Source organism: Streptomyces apocyni, from assembly GCF_009739465.1.
In the GTDB taxonomy this organism is placed as follows: Bacteria; Actinomycetota; Actinomycetes; order Streptomycetales; family Streptomycetaceae; genus Streptomyces; species Streptomyces apocyni.
Genome location: NZ_WHOM01000065.1, coordinates 585,509 through 603,748, shown reverse-complemented (window position 1 = coordinate 603,748; position 18,240 = coordinate 585,509). Strand labels below are relative to the sequence as shown.

16 protein-coding genes are annotated in these 18,240 nt (G+C 70.1%); 5 read left to right on the top strand and 11 right to left on the bottom strand.

All coding sequences use genetic code 11. The annotated features are described in order from the left end of the window. Nucleotides 1-38: 38 nt before the first annotated feature. The 4 genes from GCN81_RS21645 to ureA form a co-directional block, all read right to left on the bottom strand. On the bottom strand, nucleotides 39-593 hold the full coding sequence (locus tag GCN81_RS21645; RefSeq protein ID WP_197287745.1) for a TetR/AcrR family transcriptional regulator: 555 nt from the start codon (nucleotides 591-593) through the stop codon (nucleotides 39-41). A gap of 87 nt (nucleotides 594-680) precedes the next feature. Next, on the bottom strand, nucleotides 681-1,712 hold the full coding sequence (locus GCN81_RS21640; protein WP_156726325.1) for an agmatine deiminase family protein: 1,032 nt from the start codon (nucleotides 1,710-1,712) through the stop codon (nucleotides 681-683). Nucleotides 1,713-1,781: 69 nt separating this feature from the next. Beyond that, entirely contained in the window at nucleotides 1,782-3,473 is a 1,692-nt protein-coding gene (locus GCN81_RS21635; protein WP_156726264.1) for an urease subunit alpha, read from the bottom strand. Beyond that, entirely contained in the window at nucleotides 3,470-4,279 is an 810-nt protein-coding gene (gene ureA / locus GCN81_RS21630) for an urease subunit gamma (protein WP_156726263.1), read from the bottom strand. The genes GCN81_RS21635 and ureA overlap by 4 nt, the downstream gene beginning before the upstream one ends. Nucleotides 4,280-4,436: 157 nt before the next feature. Here ureA and GCN81_RS21625 point away from each other — a divergent pair, with 157 nt between their 5' ends. Beyond that, nucleotides 4,437-5,897, top strand: a complete 1,461-nt coding sequence (locus GCN81_RS21625) for a cytosine permease (protein ID WP_156726262.1) — start codon at nucleotides 4,437-4,439, stop codon at nucleotides 5,895-5,897. Between the two features lie 133 nt (nucleotides 5,898-6,030). Here the strand turns inward: GCN81_RS21625 and GCN81_RS21620 are convergent, their stop codons facing one another. Then, nucleotides 6,031-7,119 (bottom strand): branched-chain amino acid aminotransferase, encoded by a 1,089-nt coding sequence (locus GCN81_RS21620; RefSeq protein WP_156726261.1) that lies wholly within the window; start codon nucleotides 7,117-7,119, stop codon nucleotides 6,031-6,033. A 242-nt stretch (nucleotides 7,120-7,361) separates the two neighbouring features. Further along, nucleotides 7,362-8,402, bottom strand: a complete 1,041-nt coding sequence (locus GCN81_RS21615; protein WP_156726260.1) for a 3-isopropylmalate dehydrogenase — start codon at nucleotides 8,400-8,402, stop codon at nucleotides 7,362-7,364. A gap of 230 nt (nucleotides 8,403-8,632) precedes the next feature. On the opposite strand from GCN81_RS21615, the gene GCN81_RS21610 reads away from it, so the two are divergent. Next, nucleotides 8,633-10,270 (top strand): purple acid phosphatase family protein, encoded by a 1,638-nt coding sequence (locus tag GCN81_RS21610; protein WP_197287730.1) that lies wholly within the window; start codon nucleotides 8,633-8,635, stop codon nucleotides 10,268-10,270. A gap of 27 nt (nucleotides 10,271-10,297) precedes the next feature. On the opposite strand, the gene GCN81_RS32765 is transcribed toward GCN81_RS21610, so the two are convergent. Then, a complete protein-coding gene (locus GCN81_RS32765) occupies nucleotides 10,298-10,429 on the bottom strand; it encodes a hypothetical protein (RefSeq protein ID WP_267904598.1) in 132 nt (43 codons plus the stop codon). Nucleotides 10,430-10,644: 215 nt separating this feature from the next. Continuing rightward, nucleotides 10,645-11,265: a TetR/AcrR family transcriptional regulator gene (locus GCN81_RS21605; protein WP_156726259.1), complete on the bottom strand. Its 621-nt coding sequence runs from the start codon at nucleotides 11,263-11,265 to the stop codon at nucleotides 10,645-10,647. Between the two features lie 140 nt (nucleotides 11,266-11,405). Between GCN81_RS21605 and GCN81_RS21600 the strand changes: the two genes are divergently transcribed. After that, nucleotides 11,406-12,104 (top strand): nitroreductase family protein, encoded by a 699-nt coding sequence (locus GCN81_RS21600; RefSeq protein ID WP_156726258.1) that lies wholly within the window; start codon nucleotides 11,406-11,408, stop codon nucleotides 12,102-12,104. A gap of 13 nt (nucleotides 12,105-12,117) precedes the next feature. Here GCN81_RS21600 and GCN81_RS21595 read toward each other — a convergent pair whose 3' ends face one another. Beyond that, nucleotides 12,118-12,828: a tyrosine-protein phosphatase gene (locus GCN81_RS21595; protein WP_156726257.1), complete on the bottom strand. Its 711-nt coding sequence runs from the start codon at nucleotides 12,826-12,828 to the stop codon at nucleotides 12,118-12,120. 183 nt (nucleotides 12,829-13,011) lie between these two features. On the opposite strand from GCN81_RS21595, the gene GCN81_RS21590 reads away from it, so the two are divergent. Beyond that, nucleotides 13,012-13,887: an alpha/beta fold hydrolase gene (locus GCN81_RS21590; RefSeq protein ID WP_156726256.1), complete on the top strand. Its 876-nt coding sequence runs from the start codon at nucleotides 13,012-13,014 to the stop codon at nucleotides 13,885-13,887. Between the two features lie 114 nt (nucleotides 13,888-14,001). On the opposite strand, the gene pruA is transcribed toward GCN81_RS21590, so the two are convergent. After that, a complete protein-coding gene (gene pruA, locus GCN81_RS21585) occupies nucleotides 14,002-15,633 on the bottom strand; it encodes an L-glutamate gamma-semialdehyde dehydrogenase (RefSeq protein ID WP_156726255.1) in 1,632 nt (543 codons plus the stop codon). Between the two features lie 133 nt (nucleotides 15,634-15,766). Further along, nucleotides 15,767-16,693: a proline dehydrogenase family protein gene (locus tag GCN81_RS21580; RefSeq protein WP_156726254.1), complete on the bottom strand. Its 927-nt coding sequence runs from the start codon at nucleotides 16,691-16,693 to the stop codon at nucleotides 15,767-15,769. Nucleotides 16,694-16,911: 218 nt separating this feature from the next. Between GCN81_RS21580 and GCN81_RS21575 the strand changes: the two genes are divergently transcribed. Next, nucleotides 16,912-18,144: a PucR family transcriptional regulator gene (locus GCN81_RS21575; RefSeq protein ID WP_156726253.1), complete on the top strand. Its 1,233-nt coding sequence runs from the start codon at nucleotides 16,912-16,914 to the stop codon at nucleotides 18,142-18,144. Nucleotides 18,145-18,240 lie beyond the last annotated feature (96 nt).

Genomic DNA, 18,240 nt, shown 5'->3' with positions numbered 1-18,240 from the left:
ATGTCCGCGCAAAGCTCGGTACACACCGGCTCCGTCCGCTAACCCGAAAGTGGGTGCGTGACCTCGTCCAGGAACTCCCGTACGTGGGACAGGATCTGGGTGCGATCTGTGCCGGGGAGGCCTACGGCCACGTGCACCGCGAAGCCGTCCAGGAGGGCTCGGAGGCGGGTGGCGAAACGTTCGGGGTCCAGAGGGCGGAGGGCGCCCTGGGAGACGCCTTCGGCGAGGAGGGCTACCAGGTCGCGGTGCCAGGCGCCCTCGATCGCGGCCTGGCGGGTGCGGGCGCCTGCTTCCGCGTCGGCGTACTGGGAGCGGTTCCAGACCTCTAGCCAGAGGGTCCAGTGCGGGTCGCGGGGGGCGTCGGGGACGTAGAGGTCTACGTAGGCGTCGAGGCGGTCGCGGACCGGGGCTGGGCGGGACAGCAGGGCGCGGCGTTCGGCGCCTAGTTGGGCCTCGCTCCATTCCAGGGTCTGGAAGAGGAGCTCGTCTTTTGTTTTGAAGTAGTAGAGGAGGTGGCCACTGCTCATGCCTACCTCGCGGCCGAGTGCCGCCATGGTCAGGCGGTCCAGGCCTCCGGCGGCGATCATCTCCATGGCCGCGGCCAGCACCTCCTCGCGCGGTGGGGCATTGCGCCTGCGCGGGGTACTGGCCTCGGCCACGGGTTCTCCAGATGTCACATGTCAGATCTTGGGCTGTTGCTGGGTGATGCAGTGGATGCCGCCACCCCCGGCGAAAATCGTACGGGCATCTACGAGCGTGACCGTCCGCTCGGGCAGGAGGCGGCGGAAGATCCCGGCCGCGATCTCGTCGCGTGGATCGTCGAAGGAGCAGAGGACCACGCCGCCGTTGCAGAGGTAGTGGTTGATGTAGGAATAGTCGGCCCAGCCGCCATCCGCCTCCAAAACGGTCGGGGCGGCGATCTCCACAACCTCCAGGGCGCGGCCCTTCGCGTCCGTCTGGGTGCGCAGATAGGCCGCCATGGACTTGCACAGTTCGTGGTCGGGGTGGGACGGGTCCGGCTGGCTGTGCACGACGACCACGCCCGGTTTGATGAAGGCCGCGACAATGTCTACGTGGCCCAGCGTGCCGAAGCCCTCGTAGTCGCCGGTCAGTCCGCGCGGCAGCCAGATCGCCTTGGTGGTGCCCAGGTGGGCGTGGATCTCGGCCTCGACCTGGGCGCGGGTCCAGTCGGGGTTGCGCTCGGGGCCGAGTTGGACGGTGTCGGTGAGGAGGACCGTGCCTTCGCCGTCTACGTGGATGCCGCCGCCCTCGTTGACGAGGCGGGAGGCGTACGTACGGGCCCCGGCCAGGTCCGAGACATGCGCGGCGATCTTGCTGTCGTGCTCCCAGCGCGCCCATTCCTGGGCGCCCCAGCCGTTGAACGTCCAGTCCACCGCCGCGAGTTCCCGGCCGTCGGTCACGAAGGTGGGGCCGATGTCGCGCATCCAGGCGTCGTCGAGTTCACGCTCGACCACGTCGATGGAGGGGCCCAGGTAGCGGCGGGCGGCCGAGGCCTGGTCGGGGCTGGCTACCACGGTGACGGGCTCGAAGCGGCGTACGGCGTGGGCGACCGACGCCCAGGCCTCGCGAGATGCGTCCAGGTCGGCGGGGTTGTCGAAGGTCGGATTGGGGCCCGGCCAGGCCATCCAGGTGCGCTCGTGCGGGGTCCACTCGGCGGGCATACGGAAGCCGTCGGCGGCGGGAGTGTTCATGGGGGTGTTCATCGGGGGTCCTCGCAGGGGCCTTTAGTTCAGAGGAAGTAGAACGAAGTTCAGTGAGGTTCAGAGGAAGTACAGGCGGTTCAGGGAGACCGACTCGGCTGGCTCCGAGCGCACCGGGTCGCCGTCCAGCGTGACCAGGCCACTGCGGGCGTCCACGCCGACCTCCCCGATACGGGAGTTCAGGCGCAGGTCGGCCGGGCCGATGCCACGGGTGCCCCGCACGGCCACGCGGCGGCGGCGCGTGGGCATGGTGTCCGACGCCGACTCGACCGCGGCCCCGGCGACGAAAGCCACCGAGATGTCGGCCGCCGTCGCGCCGTGCGCCCCGAACTGCGGGCCCAGGACGAGGGGTTCGCAAGTGTCCGTCGCGGCGTTCGGATCGCCCGTCACTCCGTACGCCGGGAAGCCGGACTTGAGCACCAGCTGCGGCTTGGCGCCGAAGTAGTCCGGGCGCCACAGGACGATGTCGGCGAGCTTGCCGGTCTCGATGGAGCCCACCTCGTGGGCGATGCCGTGCGCGATCGCCGGGTTGATCGTCAGCTTGGCGATATAGCGCAGCACGCGCGCGTTGTCGTCATCCGGCCCGTCGCCGTCCAGGGGGCCGAAGTCGGCCTTCATCTTTCCGGCCATCTGGAAGGTACGGCGTACGGTTTCGCCCGCGCGGCCCATGCCCTGGGCGTCGGACGAGGTGATGCCGATCGCGCCGAGGTCGTGCAGGACATCCTCGGCGCCCATCGTCCCGGCCCTGATCCGGTCGCGGGCCATCGCCGCGTCGCCCGGCAGGTCGGTCTTCAGGTCGTGTACGGAGACGATCATCCCGTAGTGCTCGGCGACCGCGTCCCGGCCGAAGGGCAAGGTGGGGTTGGTGGAGGAGCCGATGACGTTCGGCACGCCCGCCATCTTCAGCACGTTGGGTACGTGGCCGCCGCCGCAGCCCTCGATGTGGAAGGCGTGGATGGTGCGGCCTTCCAGGACGCGCAGGGTGTCCTCGACCGACAGGCACTCGTTGAGGCCGTCGCTGTGCAGGGCGACCTGGACGTCGTGGTCCTCGGCGACGCGGAGCGCGGTGTCCAGGGCGCGGGTGTGCGCCCCCATGTCCTCGTGGACCTTGAAGCCGCAGGCGCCGCCCTCGGCCAGCGCCTCGACCAGCGGAGCCTGGTCGGATGACGAACCGCGCGCCAGGAAGCCGATGTTGACGGGCCAGGCGTCGAAGGCGTTGAAGGCGTGCCGCAGCGCCCAGGGCGAGTTGACACCCACGCCCCACACCGGGCCGAACTCCTGGCCGATGATGGTGGTCACGCCGGAGGCCAGGGACGCCTCCATGACGCGGGGCGAGAGCAGGTGGACGTGCGGGTCGACCGCGCCCGCGGTGGCGATCATGCCCTCGCCGGACACGATGGACGTGCCGGTGCCGACGACCACGTCCACACCGTCGAGGGTGTCGGGGTTCCCGGCCCGCCCGATGGCCGCGATGCGGCCCTCACGGATGCCGATGGAGACCTTGCGGATGCCTTGAGCGGCATCGATGACCAGGACGTTGCTGATGACGACGTCGCAGGTCTCGCGGACGGCCGCGGCCTTGAGGTGCAGGCCGTCGCGGGCGGTCTTGCCGAAGCCCGCGAGGAACTCGTCGCCGTAGCGCTGGGCATCGGACTCGACCCGTACGGTCAGGCCGGAGTCGCCGAGCCGGACCCGGTCCCCCGCGCGGGGGCCGTGGACGGCCGCGTAGTCGTGGGGGTCGATGGCGGTCATCGGTGGGCCTCCGGGGCGTGGTCGCCGGTGCTCTCGTTGCCGGTGCTGGCGGCTGTGGTGCTGGCCGCGCTGGTGCTCTCGCCGCCAGTGCTGTCGGCGCCGGTGCTCTCGGCGCCCGTACCGGCGGCCCCCGCACCGAGGTAGCCGCACGCGGCCGCGCGCCGCAGCGCCTCCTCCTTGGCTCCGGAGGCGTCGAGCGGCCCGTCGACCAGGCCAGCGAAGCCGATCGCGACGCGGTCTCCACCAATCGGTACGAGCCCGACCTCGGCCTCGCCGCCGGGGTCGAAGCGGACCGATGACCCGGCGGGGACGGCGAGGTGCGTGCCGTAGGCCGCCGCCCGGTCGAAGTCGAGCCGGGGGTTGGCCTCGAAGAAGTGGAAGTGCGACGTGACGCTGACCGGGACCGCCGCCGTGTTGCGGACGGTCAGGGTGCGGGTCGGCGCCGGGTCGGCGTGGGCGGCGGCCGGGAGCAGTGCTCCGGGAGCGGCGTCACCGCTGGCGCCCGCGCTGAGCGGCGCGGTGACGACGGCGAGCCGGGATCCGTCGTCGAAGACGGCCTCCACATGGACCTCGGTGATCACGTCGGCGACACCCGGCAGTACGTCGTCCGGGCCGAGCACGGCGCCGCCGCGCTCGATGGCCTCCGCGAGCCGCAGCCCGTCGCGGGCGGCCTCACAGACCGTGTCGGCGATCAACGCGGTCGCCTCGGGGACGTTGAGCCGCAGCCCGCGTGCCCGGCGGGCCCGGGCCAGCTCGGCGGCGTTGAAGAGCAGCAGCCGGTCGCGCTCCGTGGGGGTCAATCGCACGTCACCACACCTCCTATTTGAACGTCACTCTAAACCTTCGATTCTTTTCGCGAAAGTCTTGACCCAGGGGCGAGAGAGACCGCACATTAAGTCTCGCTCAGAGGTTTGAGTGCCGCTCTAAGAAATGCAACGTCCCAGGTCCCCAGGGAGAACCTCCATGCAGATCGAGCAATACGGCGTCGAGACCATCCCCGACGAGGAACGCACCAGCAGGCCGCGCGACGTGGTCAGCTTCCTCCTCGGCTCAAACCTCGCCCTCGGCGTCGTGATCTTCGGCTGGCTGCCGGTCTCCTTCGGTCTGGGCTTCTGGCCCTCGGTCACCTCGCTCCTGGTCGGCACGCTGGTCGGCACCTTCCTCGTCGCCCCGCTCGCCCTGGTCTCGCTGCGTACCGCGACCAACCTCTCCACCAGCAGCGGAGCCCAGTTCGGCGTGCGCGGGCGGCTCATCGGCTCGGTCATCGGCCTCCTGCTGTCGCTGGGCTACTCCGCGCTCACGCTGTGGGTCGGCGGCGACGCGATGGTCGCCACCATGGGCCGACTCTTCGGAATGCCCGAGTCCGGTGTGGGATACGCGCTGGTCTACGCCGTACTCGCCGGCGCCACCGCCTTCGCCGCCATCTACGGCTACCGGCTGCTGCTGCGGCTCTCCCGTGTGCTGGCCATCGGGATGACCCTGCTGCTGATCGTCGGCGTCTTCGCGTACGCCCCGGACTTCACCACCGCGGCCCCGGTCGGCAGCGAGTACCTGCTGGGCGGCTTCTGGCCGACCTGGGTGCTGTCCGCCGTCGCGGCCGGGCTGAGCGGTCCGATCGCCTTCATTCTGCTGCTGGGCGACTACACCCGCTACATATCGCCCAAGCGCCACGCGTCGAAGACGGTCTGGCTCGCCACCTGCGTTGGCCTGGTGGTCGGCCTGTCCATCCCGCAGCTCTTCGGCACCTTCACGGCCCTCGCCGCGGGCGCCTACGAGGACTACGCCGGGCCGCTCGTCGCCGCGTCGCCCGTCTGGTTCCTGGTACCGCTGCTGCTCGCCGCGTCCGCCGGGTCCATCGGCAACGCCGGACTGATGCTGTACTCGATGGGCCTCGACCTGGACGCGATCATGCCGCGCACCACACGGACGAAGGCCACCTACGCCGTAGCCGTCATCTCCACCGTGATGGTCTTCTTCGGCCACTTCGCGTGGAACGCCCAGGACGCGATGACGTCATTCGTGCTGGCGCTCACCGCCGTCGGTACCCCCTGGGCCGTGATCGTGCTGATCGGGTACGTGCGCTGCCGCGGCGCGTACGACAGCGAGGCGCTCCAGGTACTCAACCGCCGGGCGCGCGGTGGCGCGTACTGGTTCCGCGGTGGGTGGAATCCGCAGGCCACGGCGGCCTGGGCGACGGGCTCGGCCGTGGGACTGTTCGCCGTGGACACGCCGAACTACACCGGGCCGCTCGTCGAGCTGCTGGGCGGCCTGGACTTCAGCTTCCTGCTCTCGGGCGTGGTGGGCGGGCTGCTGTATGTGCTGCTGACGCCGGGGGCTTCCGGCGCCGCCACGGGCCCGGCCGACCCGGCCGGAGCAGAAGGGGCTCCGGCCGGGGTCGCGGCTCGGGTCGACAGCGCGGCTTGAGTGGGGCTGGGGTGGGGCGCCTGCGGCGGGCTGTCTCCCCTACCCCGCCCCTTCCCGAAACTGGGGGCAAGCCCCCAGACCCCCTTTGGCCTCAAACGCCGGCCGGGCTGGATTTTGGCCGGGCTGAAACGCCTCAGACGATCTGGTGCATCCAGCCGTGCGTGTCCGCCGACGCTCCCGACTGGAGGTCGAGCAGCGCCTTGCGGAGCTTCATCGTGACCTCGCCCGGCTGGCCGTCCGCCTGGGTCCAGTCCGCGCGCGCCGACTTCACGGCGCCGACCGGCGTGATCACCGCAGCCGTACCGCAGGCGAAGACCTCGGTGAGGGTGCCGTCCTCGTTGCCGCGCTTCCAGTCCTCGGTGGAGATGCGGCCCTCCACCGCCTCGTAGCCCAGATCGCGGGCGATCGTGAGGAGCGAGTCACGGGTAATGCCGGGGAGGAGCGAGCCGGTGAGCTCCGGGGTGACGATCTTGTTCCCGTACACGAAGTACAGGTTCATGCCGCCCATCTCCTCGATCCAGCGGTGCTCGAAGGCGTCCAGCCAGACCACCTGATCGCAGCCGTGCGACTTGGCCTCGGCCGCCGCCGCCAGCGAGGCCGCGTAGTTGCCGCCGGTCTTCGCCGCGCCCGTGCCGCCCTTGACGGCCCGCACGTACTCCTCGCTCAGCCAGACTGTGACCGGCTTGACGCCACCCGCGAAGAACGGCGCGGAGGGCGAGGCGATGACGATGAAGAGGTACTCGTTCGACGGGCGCACACCCAGGCCGACCTCGGTGGCGAACATGAACGGCCGCAGGTACAGCGTCTCCTCGCCGCCCGCTCCCGGGACCCAGGCCTGCTCCTGTGTGACCAGCGTGTCGCACGCGGCGAGGAACAGCTCGGGGGGCAGCTCGGGCATCGCCATCCGGCGGGCCGAGGCGTTGAAGCGCTCGGCGTTGGCCTCCGGGCGGAAGGTGGCGATGGTGCCGTCGGCGCGGCGGTAGGCCTTGAGCCCCTCGAAGATCGTCTGCGCGTAGTGCAGCGTCATGTTCGCGGGGTCGAGCGAGAGCGGCGCGTACGGGACGAGCTCGGCGTCGTGCCAGCCGCGGCCCTCCGTCCACTTGATCGTCACCATGTGGTCGGTGAAGTGGCGGCCGAATCCCGGATTGGCCATGATCGCCTCACGCTCCGCGTCGGACAGCGGGTGGGCGGAGGGCTTGAGTTCGATCGTGGGCGTCGTCATGAGTGCGTGTCCTTCACCTGTTGTGTGTGATGGACCGCGCTCACGCCGTTACCGTTGCCGGACGTCCGAGCTTCCCGCATGCGCGGCGCGGCCCCACGTCCGATTATCGCTCGAACGGGAACCGGGCACGAAACAGCGTGAATGCGGCCCAGGGGTCGATGGTGACACCCGGCGCCGCAGAGGAAAAGCCGCCGGGTGTGCGCACCCGGCGGCTGAAAGGCGTAGAGCCTGTGGTGGCCGGGTCAGCTCGCTACTCGTACGGCGAGTGCGTCACCGGTCTCTTCGGTGGTACGGGTCGTGCCCTCGCGCTCCACGAGGTCGGCCGAGACGGCCTCCTCGACGCGCTCGGCCTCGGCCTCGAAGCCGAGGTGGCGCAGCATCAGCGCGACCGACAGGATCGTGGCCGTCGGGTCGGCCTTGCCCTGGCCCGCGATGTCGGGCGCGGAGCCGTGCACAGGCTCGAACATCGACGGGAAGGCGCCCGTCGGGTTGATGTTGCCGGACGCGGCCAGGCCGATGCCGCCGGTCACGGCCGCGGCGAGGTCGGTGAGGATGTCACCGAAGAGGTTGTCGGTGACGATGACGTCGAAGCGCTCTGGCTGGGTGACGAAGAAGATCGTCGCGGCGTCGACGTGCAGATAGTCGGTGGTGACGTCCGGGTACTCGGTGGCGACCCGGTCGAAGATGCCCTTCCACAGGTGGCCCGCGTACACGAGCACATTGTTCTTGTGGACCAGCGTCAGCTTCTTACGGGGGCGGGAGTTGGCCCGCTCGAAGGCGTCCCGGACGACCCGCTCCACGCCGTACGCGGTGTTGACGCTGACCTCGGTGGCGACCTCGGCGGGGGTGCCGGTGCGCAGCGAGCCGCCGTTGCCGGTGTACGGGCCTTCGGTGCCCTCGCGAACGACCACAAAGTCGATCTCGGGGCGTCCGGCCAGCGGCGTCGAGGTGTTCGGGAAGAGCTTGCTCGGCCGCAGGTTGATGAAGTGGTCGAACGCGAACCGCAGCTTCAGCAGGAGCCCGCGCTCCAGGACGCCGGAGGGCACGGTCGGGTCGCCGATCGCGCCGAGCAGGATGGCGTCGTGCCGCTTCAGCGACTCCAGCTCCGCGTCCGGGAGGGTCTCACCGGTGCGGTGCCAGCGCTTGGCGCCGAGGTCGTACTCCTTGGTCTCCAGCTTCACATCCTGCGGGAGGACTGCGGCGAGGACCTTGAGCCCCTGCGCCACGACCTCCTGGCCAATGCCGTCACCGGGAACCACTGCGAGATTGATGCTGCGAGACATGACAGAACCGTACTCCCCGTCCCATGGGATGACACATCCATGTCCAGGATGTGGACTTGGTGGATATGCCGGGGCGCCGTGGATACGCCACGGGCTCATTCCTGGGTCTGGCTTGGACCTGGTGTGGATCTGGTTCCTGGATCTGGTTCCTCGATCTGGTTCCTGGGTCTACACCGGCTGTTCACCCGCTGGCCTGGCCGGAGTTGGAAGTTACTGGGAAGTTGCCCCGCATGAGTGACACTCCCAAGGTCGGCATCCCCGAGCAGCTCGTACGCCGCATGAGCATGGCCGAGCAGCATGAGTACCTGCGCGCCCGGCACGCACGCGCCAGGGTCTCACGGCGCGGCGCGCTGGTCGGTGGTCTGGCGACGGCGTCCGTGGTGGGGGGCGGCGGGCTGCTGGTGGGCGACTCGGGCCGCGCGCACGGGGGCCCGCACGAGGGCGCGTACGGAGCCACGCCCACCGCCCGGACGTCCCCCACGCTGGTCGGCTCTCCGGCCACGGCGAAGGTGGACGGCTCGCTGGTCGCCCCGTTCGGTCGGCATCTCGCCTTCGGCGCCGACCCGAAGACCCAGATGCGGGTCTCCTGGCAGGTGCCGTTCGCGGTCAAGCGGCCTTACCTGCGGGTGGGTCTGACGCCCTGGGAGCTGAGCCGGAAGTTCGACGCCGAGGTGCGCGAGCTGCACACCCCCGCGCTGTCCAGGAAGCTGCCGGAGGTCGACCAGTACTACCTGCATGCCGCCCTGGACGGCCTGAGGCCGGGCACCACGTACTACTACGGCGTCGGCCACGACGGCTTCGACCCGGCCTCGCCGGAGCGGATCTCCACGCTGGGCTCCTTCCGTACGGCGCCCGCGAAGCCCGAGCGGTTCGTCTTCACGGCGTTCGGCGACCAGGGCGTGAGCTATGACGCCCTCGCCAACGACCAGTTGATCCTTGGCCAGAACCCGTCCTTCCATCTGCACGCGGGTGACCTCTGCTACGCGGACTCCAGCGGGCATGGCAAGGAGTCGGACGTCTACGACGCCCGCGTCTGGGATCAGTTCCTGGCACAGACGGAGAGCGTGGCGGCCCGGGTCCCGTGGATGGTGACGACCGGCAACCACGACATGGAGGCCTGGTACTCGCCCAACGGCTACGGCGGGCAGTCGGCGCGCTTCTCACTCCCGGAGAACGGTTTCGACCCGCGGAACGCGCCGGGCGTGTACTCCTTCACGTACGGCAATGTCGGCGTGGTGGCGCTGGACGCCAACGACGTCTCGTACCAGATACCCGCCAACAAGGGCTATACGGACGGCAGGCAGACGGCCTGGCTGGACCGGCGGCTCGGCGAACTGCGCCGGGACCCGGACGTGGAGTTCATCGTCGTCTTCTTCCACCACTGCATGTACTCGACAGCGACGCACGGCTCGGACGGCGGGCTGCGCGACGCCTGGCTTGCGCTGTTCACCCAGCACGAGGTCGACCTGGTGATCAACGGACACAACCATGTGTACGAGCGGACCGACGCCATCAAGAACGGCGAGGTCGGCAAGCCGGTGCCGATCGGGGCCTCAACGGACCCGACGCGGGACGGCATCGTGTACGTGACGGCGGGTGGCGCGGGCAAGGCGCTGTACAGCTTCGGGCTCGGGGTCGAGGACAGCTACGAGGGCAACGTCAACGACCGCGACTCGATCCTGACCCACCACTGGACCAAGCTGCGGCTGCCGGACCCGGACCTGGTGGAGTGGTCGCGGGTGCGGTTCACCGGTTTCTCCTTCCTCGCGATGGAGGCGGAGGCCGGTGCGGCGCCGGTGCTGAAGGTCTCCGCGCTCGCCGAGAGTGGCGAGCGCGTCGACTACTTCGAGATCAAGCGAGGCCGGTGACGCCGACGTAGACGCGGCGACTGGCTCTCAGTGGCCGGTGGCGCCGCCGTTGTCCCTGCGGTCGAGGGCCCGTTGCAGGGCGGCGGCGGCGTTCTTGCGCTCCGGCGCGGCGGTGGCGTGGTTGCGGCGGACTCGGGGGGTGTTCGTCTCGACGGACATGGTGATCGACTCCTTGAGATCACGGTCCAGAGCGCGTGCCGGACACGGCCGTACGGCTCTGGGGGACGCTGGATTTCGAGGCGCCGGAAGGGGCGGGGAGCCGGGCCGCAGGGGTTACCTGCGCAAGGGACCTGCTCACAACCGCCATTCGCTTGATCTAGCGAGACGTTCGGCTTCTACAAAGCTAAGGCAGAGACGCGCTCCTGTCTTCACAGTTACTCGGACTTCCTAGTATTTGAGACGCGATCATGAATCCGGCCGCTCCCGCTCCCCAGCAGCCGTGTCACCATCGCGTCGATCAGCACGTCGATCCGGTGGGGTGTGAGCAGCTCGGGGACGGTGAGGTCGTCCACGATCACCCCGAGCATGGCGAGGTAGAGCAGCACCACGCCGGTGCGGTCGCCGGGCAGTCCGGCGCCGAGGTGGAAGTCGATGTTGGCCTCGAGCTGGCCGCTGAAGAACCGGGTCAGCTCGGCGTTCAGCTCGGGGCGCCGGGTGGCCTCCAGACGCAGCTCAAGCAGGGCCAGATGACTGCTGCGCTCGCGGCGGGTGCGGTCGAGGAGCTGGTGGAGCAGGGTCTTCACCAGCTCGGCCGACGGCCGCGCGGTCATGGTGTCGGCCAGGGCGGCTTCGTCGGGGGTGAGCCGCTCCAGGATGCGCTGCATGACCTGCGCCAGCATGTCGGCGCGGTGGGTGAAGTAGTTGGAGGCGGTCCCGATGGGCACCGCGGCTTCCTTGTCGACGGCCCGGAGGGTCAGTCCGCGGGAGCCTTCGCGGGCGAGTACCTCGATGGCGCCGTCGAGGAGTGCGGTACGGCGGGCGGGGTTCTGACGCATGGAGGGAGAGTACTGCACACGCAGTACTCTCCACGCAGCACCAGCACCCGTCCTGCGCACCCGCACCCGCACCCGCGGCGAGTACGTCGCCGCTCGTCGCCCTCTGGCGCGCCGCGGGGGCGCGGAGCAGAATCTGGGCCATGCCGATCACTGAGGAGTGGACGCCCATCCACGGCGCCCCGTACCGCCCCGTCCCCTACCACCCCGAGCGGATGGACCCAGCGGAGTCACTCGCCCGCGCCGCCGAACTGCGCACACGCATGCAACAGCGCAGGACGGTACGGCAGTTCGCCACCGACCCGGTCCCGGAGCAGGTCATCCGGGACGCCATAGCCTGCGCCGCGACCGCCCCGTCCGGCGCCCACCAGCAACCGTGGACCTTCGCACTGGTCCGCGACCCCGAGGTACGCCGCCAGATCCGGGAGGCGGCCGAGCACGAGGAGCGGATCAGCTACGACGGGCGCCTCGGCGAGGAGTGGCTGGCGGCCCTGCGTCCGCTCGGCACCGACGAGGTCAAACCGCATCTGACGGACGCGCCCGCGCTGATCGTCGTCTTCCAGCAGCGGTACTGGCTCGGCGCCGACGGCACCAAACACAAGCACTACTACGTCGACGAATCGGTCGGCATCGCGGTCGGCATGCTGCTCTCCGCGCTGCACCAGTCGGGGCTGGCCGCCCTGATCCACACCCCGAGCCCCATGCGCTTCCTCTCCGAGGTACTGGGCCGCCCGGAGAACGAGAAGGCCTTCGCGGTCATCCCGGTCGGCTACCCCGCCCCGGACTGCCAGGTCCCCGACCTCGTACGCAAGTCGCTGGATCAGGTGATGGTGGAGATCTGAGCACGTGTCCCGGCTAGACCAGCCGGTTCCGTAGCGCGGTCAGTTCGGCGTCAGTAACGCCCGCCGCGCGGACGTAGGGCTCGGCGTCGAGCCAGCGGAGGGTCTCCAGCGCCGCACCGTGGTTGCTGGTCCCCGCCGCCGCGAGCTCGGCGTCGAGTTCCGGCTGGTCGCAGTCGCGGCCGAGCGCGGCGAACATCGCGGGCATCCGCGCCGCACTGAGCGCGTGGTCGGCGGCGACCTCGTCCGCCGTCACACCCGCCAGGGCCAGCAGGACCAGGGAGATCATTCCCGTACGGTCCCGTCCCGCCGCGCAGTGGTAGACCACACCGCCGGGTTCGGCTCGCGCGATCGCGCGTACGACGGCGGCGACCCGCTCCGGGAACCGCTCCATGAACGGCCGGTAGTAGACGGGCGTCCCGGTGCGCCAGTCGCCCCACCACTTGTCCCAGAACTCACGGTCCTCGATGCCGTCCAGCGGCACCCGCAGTGTCGTGATCCCATCCGGCCGGGGCGCCGCGTCGTCCCCGTACTCGTCCTCGTTGCGCAGGTCCACGACAGTGCGTATGCCGTGCGCGTAGGCCGCTTCCCAGCCCGACGCCGTCAGCTTGTCGAGCCGGTCCGCCCGAACCAGAGCCCCTCGGCGGACCGGGCCGAGCCCGCCGAGGTCGCGGACATTGTGGCAGCCGTCCCAGTCGAGGAAACGGTCCATGGCGGCGATGGTCATCGACTCTCCCTTAATCCCTGGCACCTGAAGGCGAGTTGGGCGCGGTCGCTGCCCCAAGGCAGGACGCCGGGTGATCGACACACGGTTCCACCTAACCATCCTATGACCGTTGACCAGTTAGGTCCCGGCGTGCTCTACTCAACCCGTCGCCACAACCCCCAAATCACCCATGAGAGGTTAGTTATGAGCGCGTCGCAGCAGACCCGGCACCTGACCACCACCATCCGCGGCCACGAGCTCTTCTACCGTGAGGCAGGCCCCGCCGACGCCCCCGTCCTCCTCCTGCTGCACGGCTTCCCCAGCAGCTCGCACATGTTCCGCGACCTCGTTCCGCGGCTGGCCGACCGGTTCCACGTCATCGCCCCCGACTACCTCGGCTTCGGCCGCTCGGCCGCCCCGTCCGCCGACGCGTTCAGCTACACCTTCGCCGAACTGGCCGACCTCGTCGGAGAGTTCACCGAGCAGCTCGGGCTCGACCGGTTCGCGATCTATATCCAGGACTACGGCGCCCCGATCGGCCTGCGCCTGGCGCTCGCCCACCCCGAGCGCGTCACGGCGATCGTCACGCAGAACGGCAACGCGTACGAGGAGGGGCTCGGCAAGGAGGGCTGGGCGCCCGTGCTCGCGTTCATCGCGGACCCGACGAATCCGGAGACCGCCGCGCCGGTACGGGCCATCCGCTCGCTGGAGGGCATCCGGTGGCAGTACACCCACGGGGTGCCGGACCCGACGCTGGTCAGCCCGGACGCGTACCACCATGACGCCGCCCTGATGGCGCGTGAAGGACAGGACGCGATCCAGCTCGGCCTGATCGGTGACTACGGCAGCAACTTCGACCTCTACCCCGCCTTCCAGGAGTACTTCCGCGACTCGCAGGTGCCGCTGCTCGCGGTCTGGGGCGCCCATGACGAGATCTTCGTCCCGGATGGCGCCCTCGCCTTCCAACGCGACCTGCCCAAGGCCGAGGTGCACCTGCTGCCGACCGGGCACTTCGCCCTGGAGACCCACGCGGCACAGATCGCCACGCTGATCGGTGACTTTCTCGCCAGGAACCCATAGGTCCGCGAGGCCCGGGAAGAACGCACACCGCCCCCGTCCGGGGTGCAGGCCGGACGAGGGCGGTGGTCGGTGGGGGCGGGCCCCAGGCGTGGGGGCGGGCCCCCGAGGCGTGGGTCAGCCCATGTGCGGGTAGCGGTAGTCGGTCGGCGGGACCAGCGTCTCCTTGATGGCGCGGGTCAGCGTCCAGCGCATCAGGTTCTGCGGGGCGCCCGCCTTGTCGCAGGTGCCGGACGCGCGGCCGCCGCCGAAGGGCTGCTGGCCGACGACAGCGCCGGTCGACTTGTCGTTGATGTAGAAGTTGCCCGCCGCGTAGCGGAGCTTGTCCATCGCGTCGGCGGCCGCCGCACGGTCACCGGCGATGATCGAACCGGTCAGGGCGTACGCCGAGACCGACTCCATCTGGGCCAGCATCGTGTCGTACGCGTCGTCCTCGTAGACGTGGACCGCGAGGATCGGGCCGAAGTACTCCGTGGTGAAGACCTCGTTGGCCGGGTCGGAGCACTCGATGACCGTGGGGCGGACGAAGTAGCCCACCGAGTCGTCATAGCTGCCACCCGCGATGATCTTGCAGGTCGGGTCCGTCGCCGCGCGGTCGATCGCCGCCTTGTTCTTGGCGAAGGCACGGTCGTCGATCACGGCGCCCATGAAGTTCTCAAGATTGGTGACATCACCCATCTTGATGGCGTCGACCTCGGTCGCGAACTCCTCGCGCAGGCCGCTCTCCCAGAGCGAGCGCGGGACGTACGCGCGCGAGCTCGCCGAGCACTTCTGGCCCTGGAACTCGAACGAGCCACGGGTCAGCGCCGTCTTCAGGATCGCCGGGTCGGCCGACGGGTGGGCGACCACGAAGTCCTTGCCGCCGGTCTCGCCGACGATGCGCGGGTACGACTTGAACTTCTCGATGTTGTTGCCGACCGTCTTCCACAGGTGCTGGAAGGTCTTGGTCGAGCCGGTGAAGTGGATACCCGCGAGGTCCGGGTGGCTGAGCGCCACGTCGGAGACCGCGAGGCCGTCGCCCGTCACCAGGTTGATGACGCCCTTCGGCAGACCCGCCTCCTCCAGCAGCTTCATCAGCAGCACGGCGGCGTGGGTCTGCGTCGGGGACGGCTTCCAGACCACGACATTGCCCATGAGGGCCGGGGCGGTCGGCAGGTTGCCCGCGATCGCGGTGAAGTTGAACGGCGTGATCGCGTAGACGAAGCCCTCGAGCGGGCGGTGGTCCAGACGGTTCCAGACACCCGTCGAGTTCGCGACCGGCTGCTCGGCGAGCAGGTCACGGGCGTACTTGACGTTGAAACGCCAGAAGTCGATCAGCTCACAAGGCGTGTCGATCTCGGCCTGCTGCGCGGTCTTCGACTGGCCCAGCATGGTGGAGGCCGCGAGGGTCTCGCGCCAGGGGCCGGACAGCAGCTCGGCCGCGCGCAGGATGATCGCGGCGCGGTCGTCGAAGGACATCGCGCGCCAGGCCGGGGCGGCGGCCAGGGCCGCGTCGATCGCGTCCTGCGCGTCGGCCTCGGTGGCGTTGGCGTACGTGCCGATGACGGCCTTGCGGTTGTGCGGCTGTACGACGTGGAAGCGCTCGCCGCCGCCCATCCGCTTCTCGCCGCCGATGGTCATCGGCAGGTTGATCGGGTTCCCGGACAGCTCCTTGAGCTTCGCCTCCAGGCGGGCGCGCTCCGGGGAGCCGGGAGCGTAGGAGTGAACCGGCTCGTTGACCGGCATGGGGACCTGGGTTACAGCATCCATGACGCCGAATCTCCTTAGGGGGTAGCGGGGGTGTGTGAGTCGGTTGCCAGCTCGGCCACGGGCATCGTCAGCCGTTGCGTCCTAGGCAGTCGAGTCCTAGGCAGTCGAGTCCTAGGCGGTTGAGTCATAGGCATCAGCCTCGGCTCACCAGCGAGCGCAGGAAGAACGCGAGGTTGGCCGGGCGCTCGGCGAGACGGCGCATGAAGTAGCCGTACCAGTCGGTCCCGTACGGGATGTAGACACGCATGCGATGCCCTTCGGCGACCAGACGCCGTTGCTCGGCTTCGCGGATGCCGTACAGCATCTGGAACTCGTACTCATCCAGTTTGCGCCCGTTGCGGCGGGCGAGCTCCTGACCGATGGCGACCATCCGCGGGTCGTGTGAGCCGATCATCGGGTAGCCCTGGCCCGCCATCAGGATCTTGAGGCAGCGGACGTACGCCTTGTCGACCTCGGCCTTGTGCTGGTACGCGACGGACGCGGGCTCGTTGTAGGCGCCCTTGACCAGCCGCACCCGCGAGCCTTCCCCGGCGAGTGCGTGGCAGTCGTCCTCCGTACGGAACAGATAGGACTGGACGACGGCGCCGGTCTGCGGGAAGCGCTCGCGTAGCTCGGCGAGGATCGCGAGGGTGGAGTCGACCGTGGTGTGGTCCTCCATGTCGAGCGTCACGGTGGTGCCGATCTCGGCGGCGGCCTCGACGACCGGGGTGACGTTCTTGAGGGCCAGGTCATGGCCTCCGGGGAGCGCCTGACCGAACGCGGAGAGCTTGACCGACATCTCGGCGCGCTCGCCAAGGCCGAGCGGCTTCAGGGAGTCGGTGAGCGCGAGATACGCGTCGCGGGTACGGAGTGCCTCGGCCGGGTCGGTGATGTCCTCGCCGAGGTGGTCGAGGGTGACTTCCAGGCCCTTGTCGGCCAGTCCCTGGACGGCACGCATGGACTCGTCGAGATGCTCGCCGGCGACGAAGCGGTCCACGACGGGGCGGGTGACCGGCGCGGCCGAGACGATACGACGGATGAGGTCGCTGCGCGCGGCGGCGAGGAGCACGGGACCCAGCACAGGGCACCTCCACGAAAGTGGGACGAATGTTGGCCGAACCCCGCTGGTGGGCTGCTTGGGCGCTCTCCCGAGCACCTCTGCGAACACCCCTGTGAACCCAGCGGGAACAGCACGGAGAACCACTGTGAAACCTAAGGATCGCTCCCTTCGCTAGCCATCGACAGCTGTCACGCATCCGTGTCCCGGATCTCAGACAATTGTATGAAGCGAGGGCGCCGATGCCGCAGAATGGCTGGGTGAAGGGCGACTACCAGGAACTGGTCGACGAGGTCTCGGCGCTGCTCGGCGCCCCCGCGACGCTGGAGGACCGCGATTTCGGGCTGATCGCGTTCGGTGCGCACGACAGCGACGACGACAGCGAGATGGACCCGGTCCGCACCCGGTCGATCCTGACCCGCCGCTCGACCCCGGCGGTGCGGGCCTGGTTCGAGGAGTACGGCATCGCGCGGGCGAAGGGTCCGATGCGGATTCCGGCGGCGCCGGACGCGGGGGTGTTCCGGGCGCGGCTCTGCCTGCCGGTACGCCACCGGGGTGTCGTCCACGGCTATGTCTGGCTGCTCGACACCGACCCGGGCCCTTCCGACGCCCAGCTGGCCGCGGCCATGGAGGTCACGGAGCGCATCGGTGTGCTCCTCGCGGACGAGGCGTCGGCGGGCGACGAGGTGGCCCGCGAGTTCCGCGCGGCCCTCGCCGCCGACCAGGACTGGCAGCGGGACACGGCGATGGCGGCGCTCCGGGCGGCCCTGGGGCCGGGAGCGGACGACCTGTTCGTCCTCGTCTGCGTCACGCCCTGGCCCACCGACGACGCCCGCAAGATCCCTGGCACGGTAGCGGTCTGCACACTGCCGTGGCCCGCCCCGACCACCGCCGCACCCACCCACGCCGCTCCCACCCACGCCACGCACGCCCTCGCCGCACTGGTCCGGGTGCGCTCCGCCGGGGCCCTGTCCCCCGCGCTGACCGCGGCCCACCGGCTACTGGAGTCGCTGGGCACGGGGACGGGAGCCAAGGCCGGACCCGGGGCCGGGTCTGGGCATCGGGGCGCGGCGGGAATCGGTGGGGTGCTGCGCAGGCTGGCGGGCCTGTCGACCGGATGGGCGCAGGCGGCCGCCGCCGCGCGCAGTGCCCTCGCACAGCCCGCGCTCGGCCCGGTCGCCGAGTGGTCGGCCATCGGGCCCTACCGCCTGCTCACAGCGCTACCCGCGGGCGCCGCGCGCGACCCCTCCGTACAGCCGCTGCTCTCCCCGGCCCAACTCGAACTCGCCCGCACGGCAGAGGTGTTCCTCGACCACGCCGGACAGGCGGGGCGCACCGCCGCGGCGCTCGGCATCCACCGCCAGACGCTCTACTACCGCCTGTCGCGGGTCGAGCAGCTCACCGGCCTCGACCTGGACGACGGCCAGCACCGCCTGCTCCTGCACATGGCGCTCAAGGCGGCCCGCCTGGGGTGAGCCCCTGGCTTCGAACCGGGTGCGTACGCGGGCGGGGCCGGTCACCGTGCGTACGGTGACCGGCCCCGCCGACGTGCTCCAGCGCGGGGGCTGACG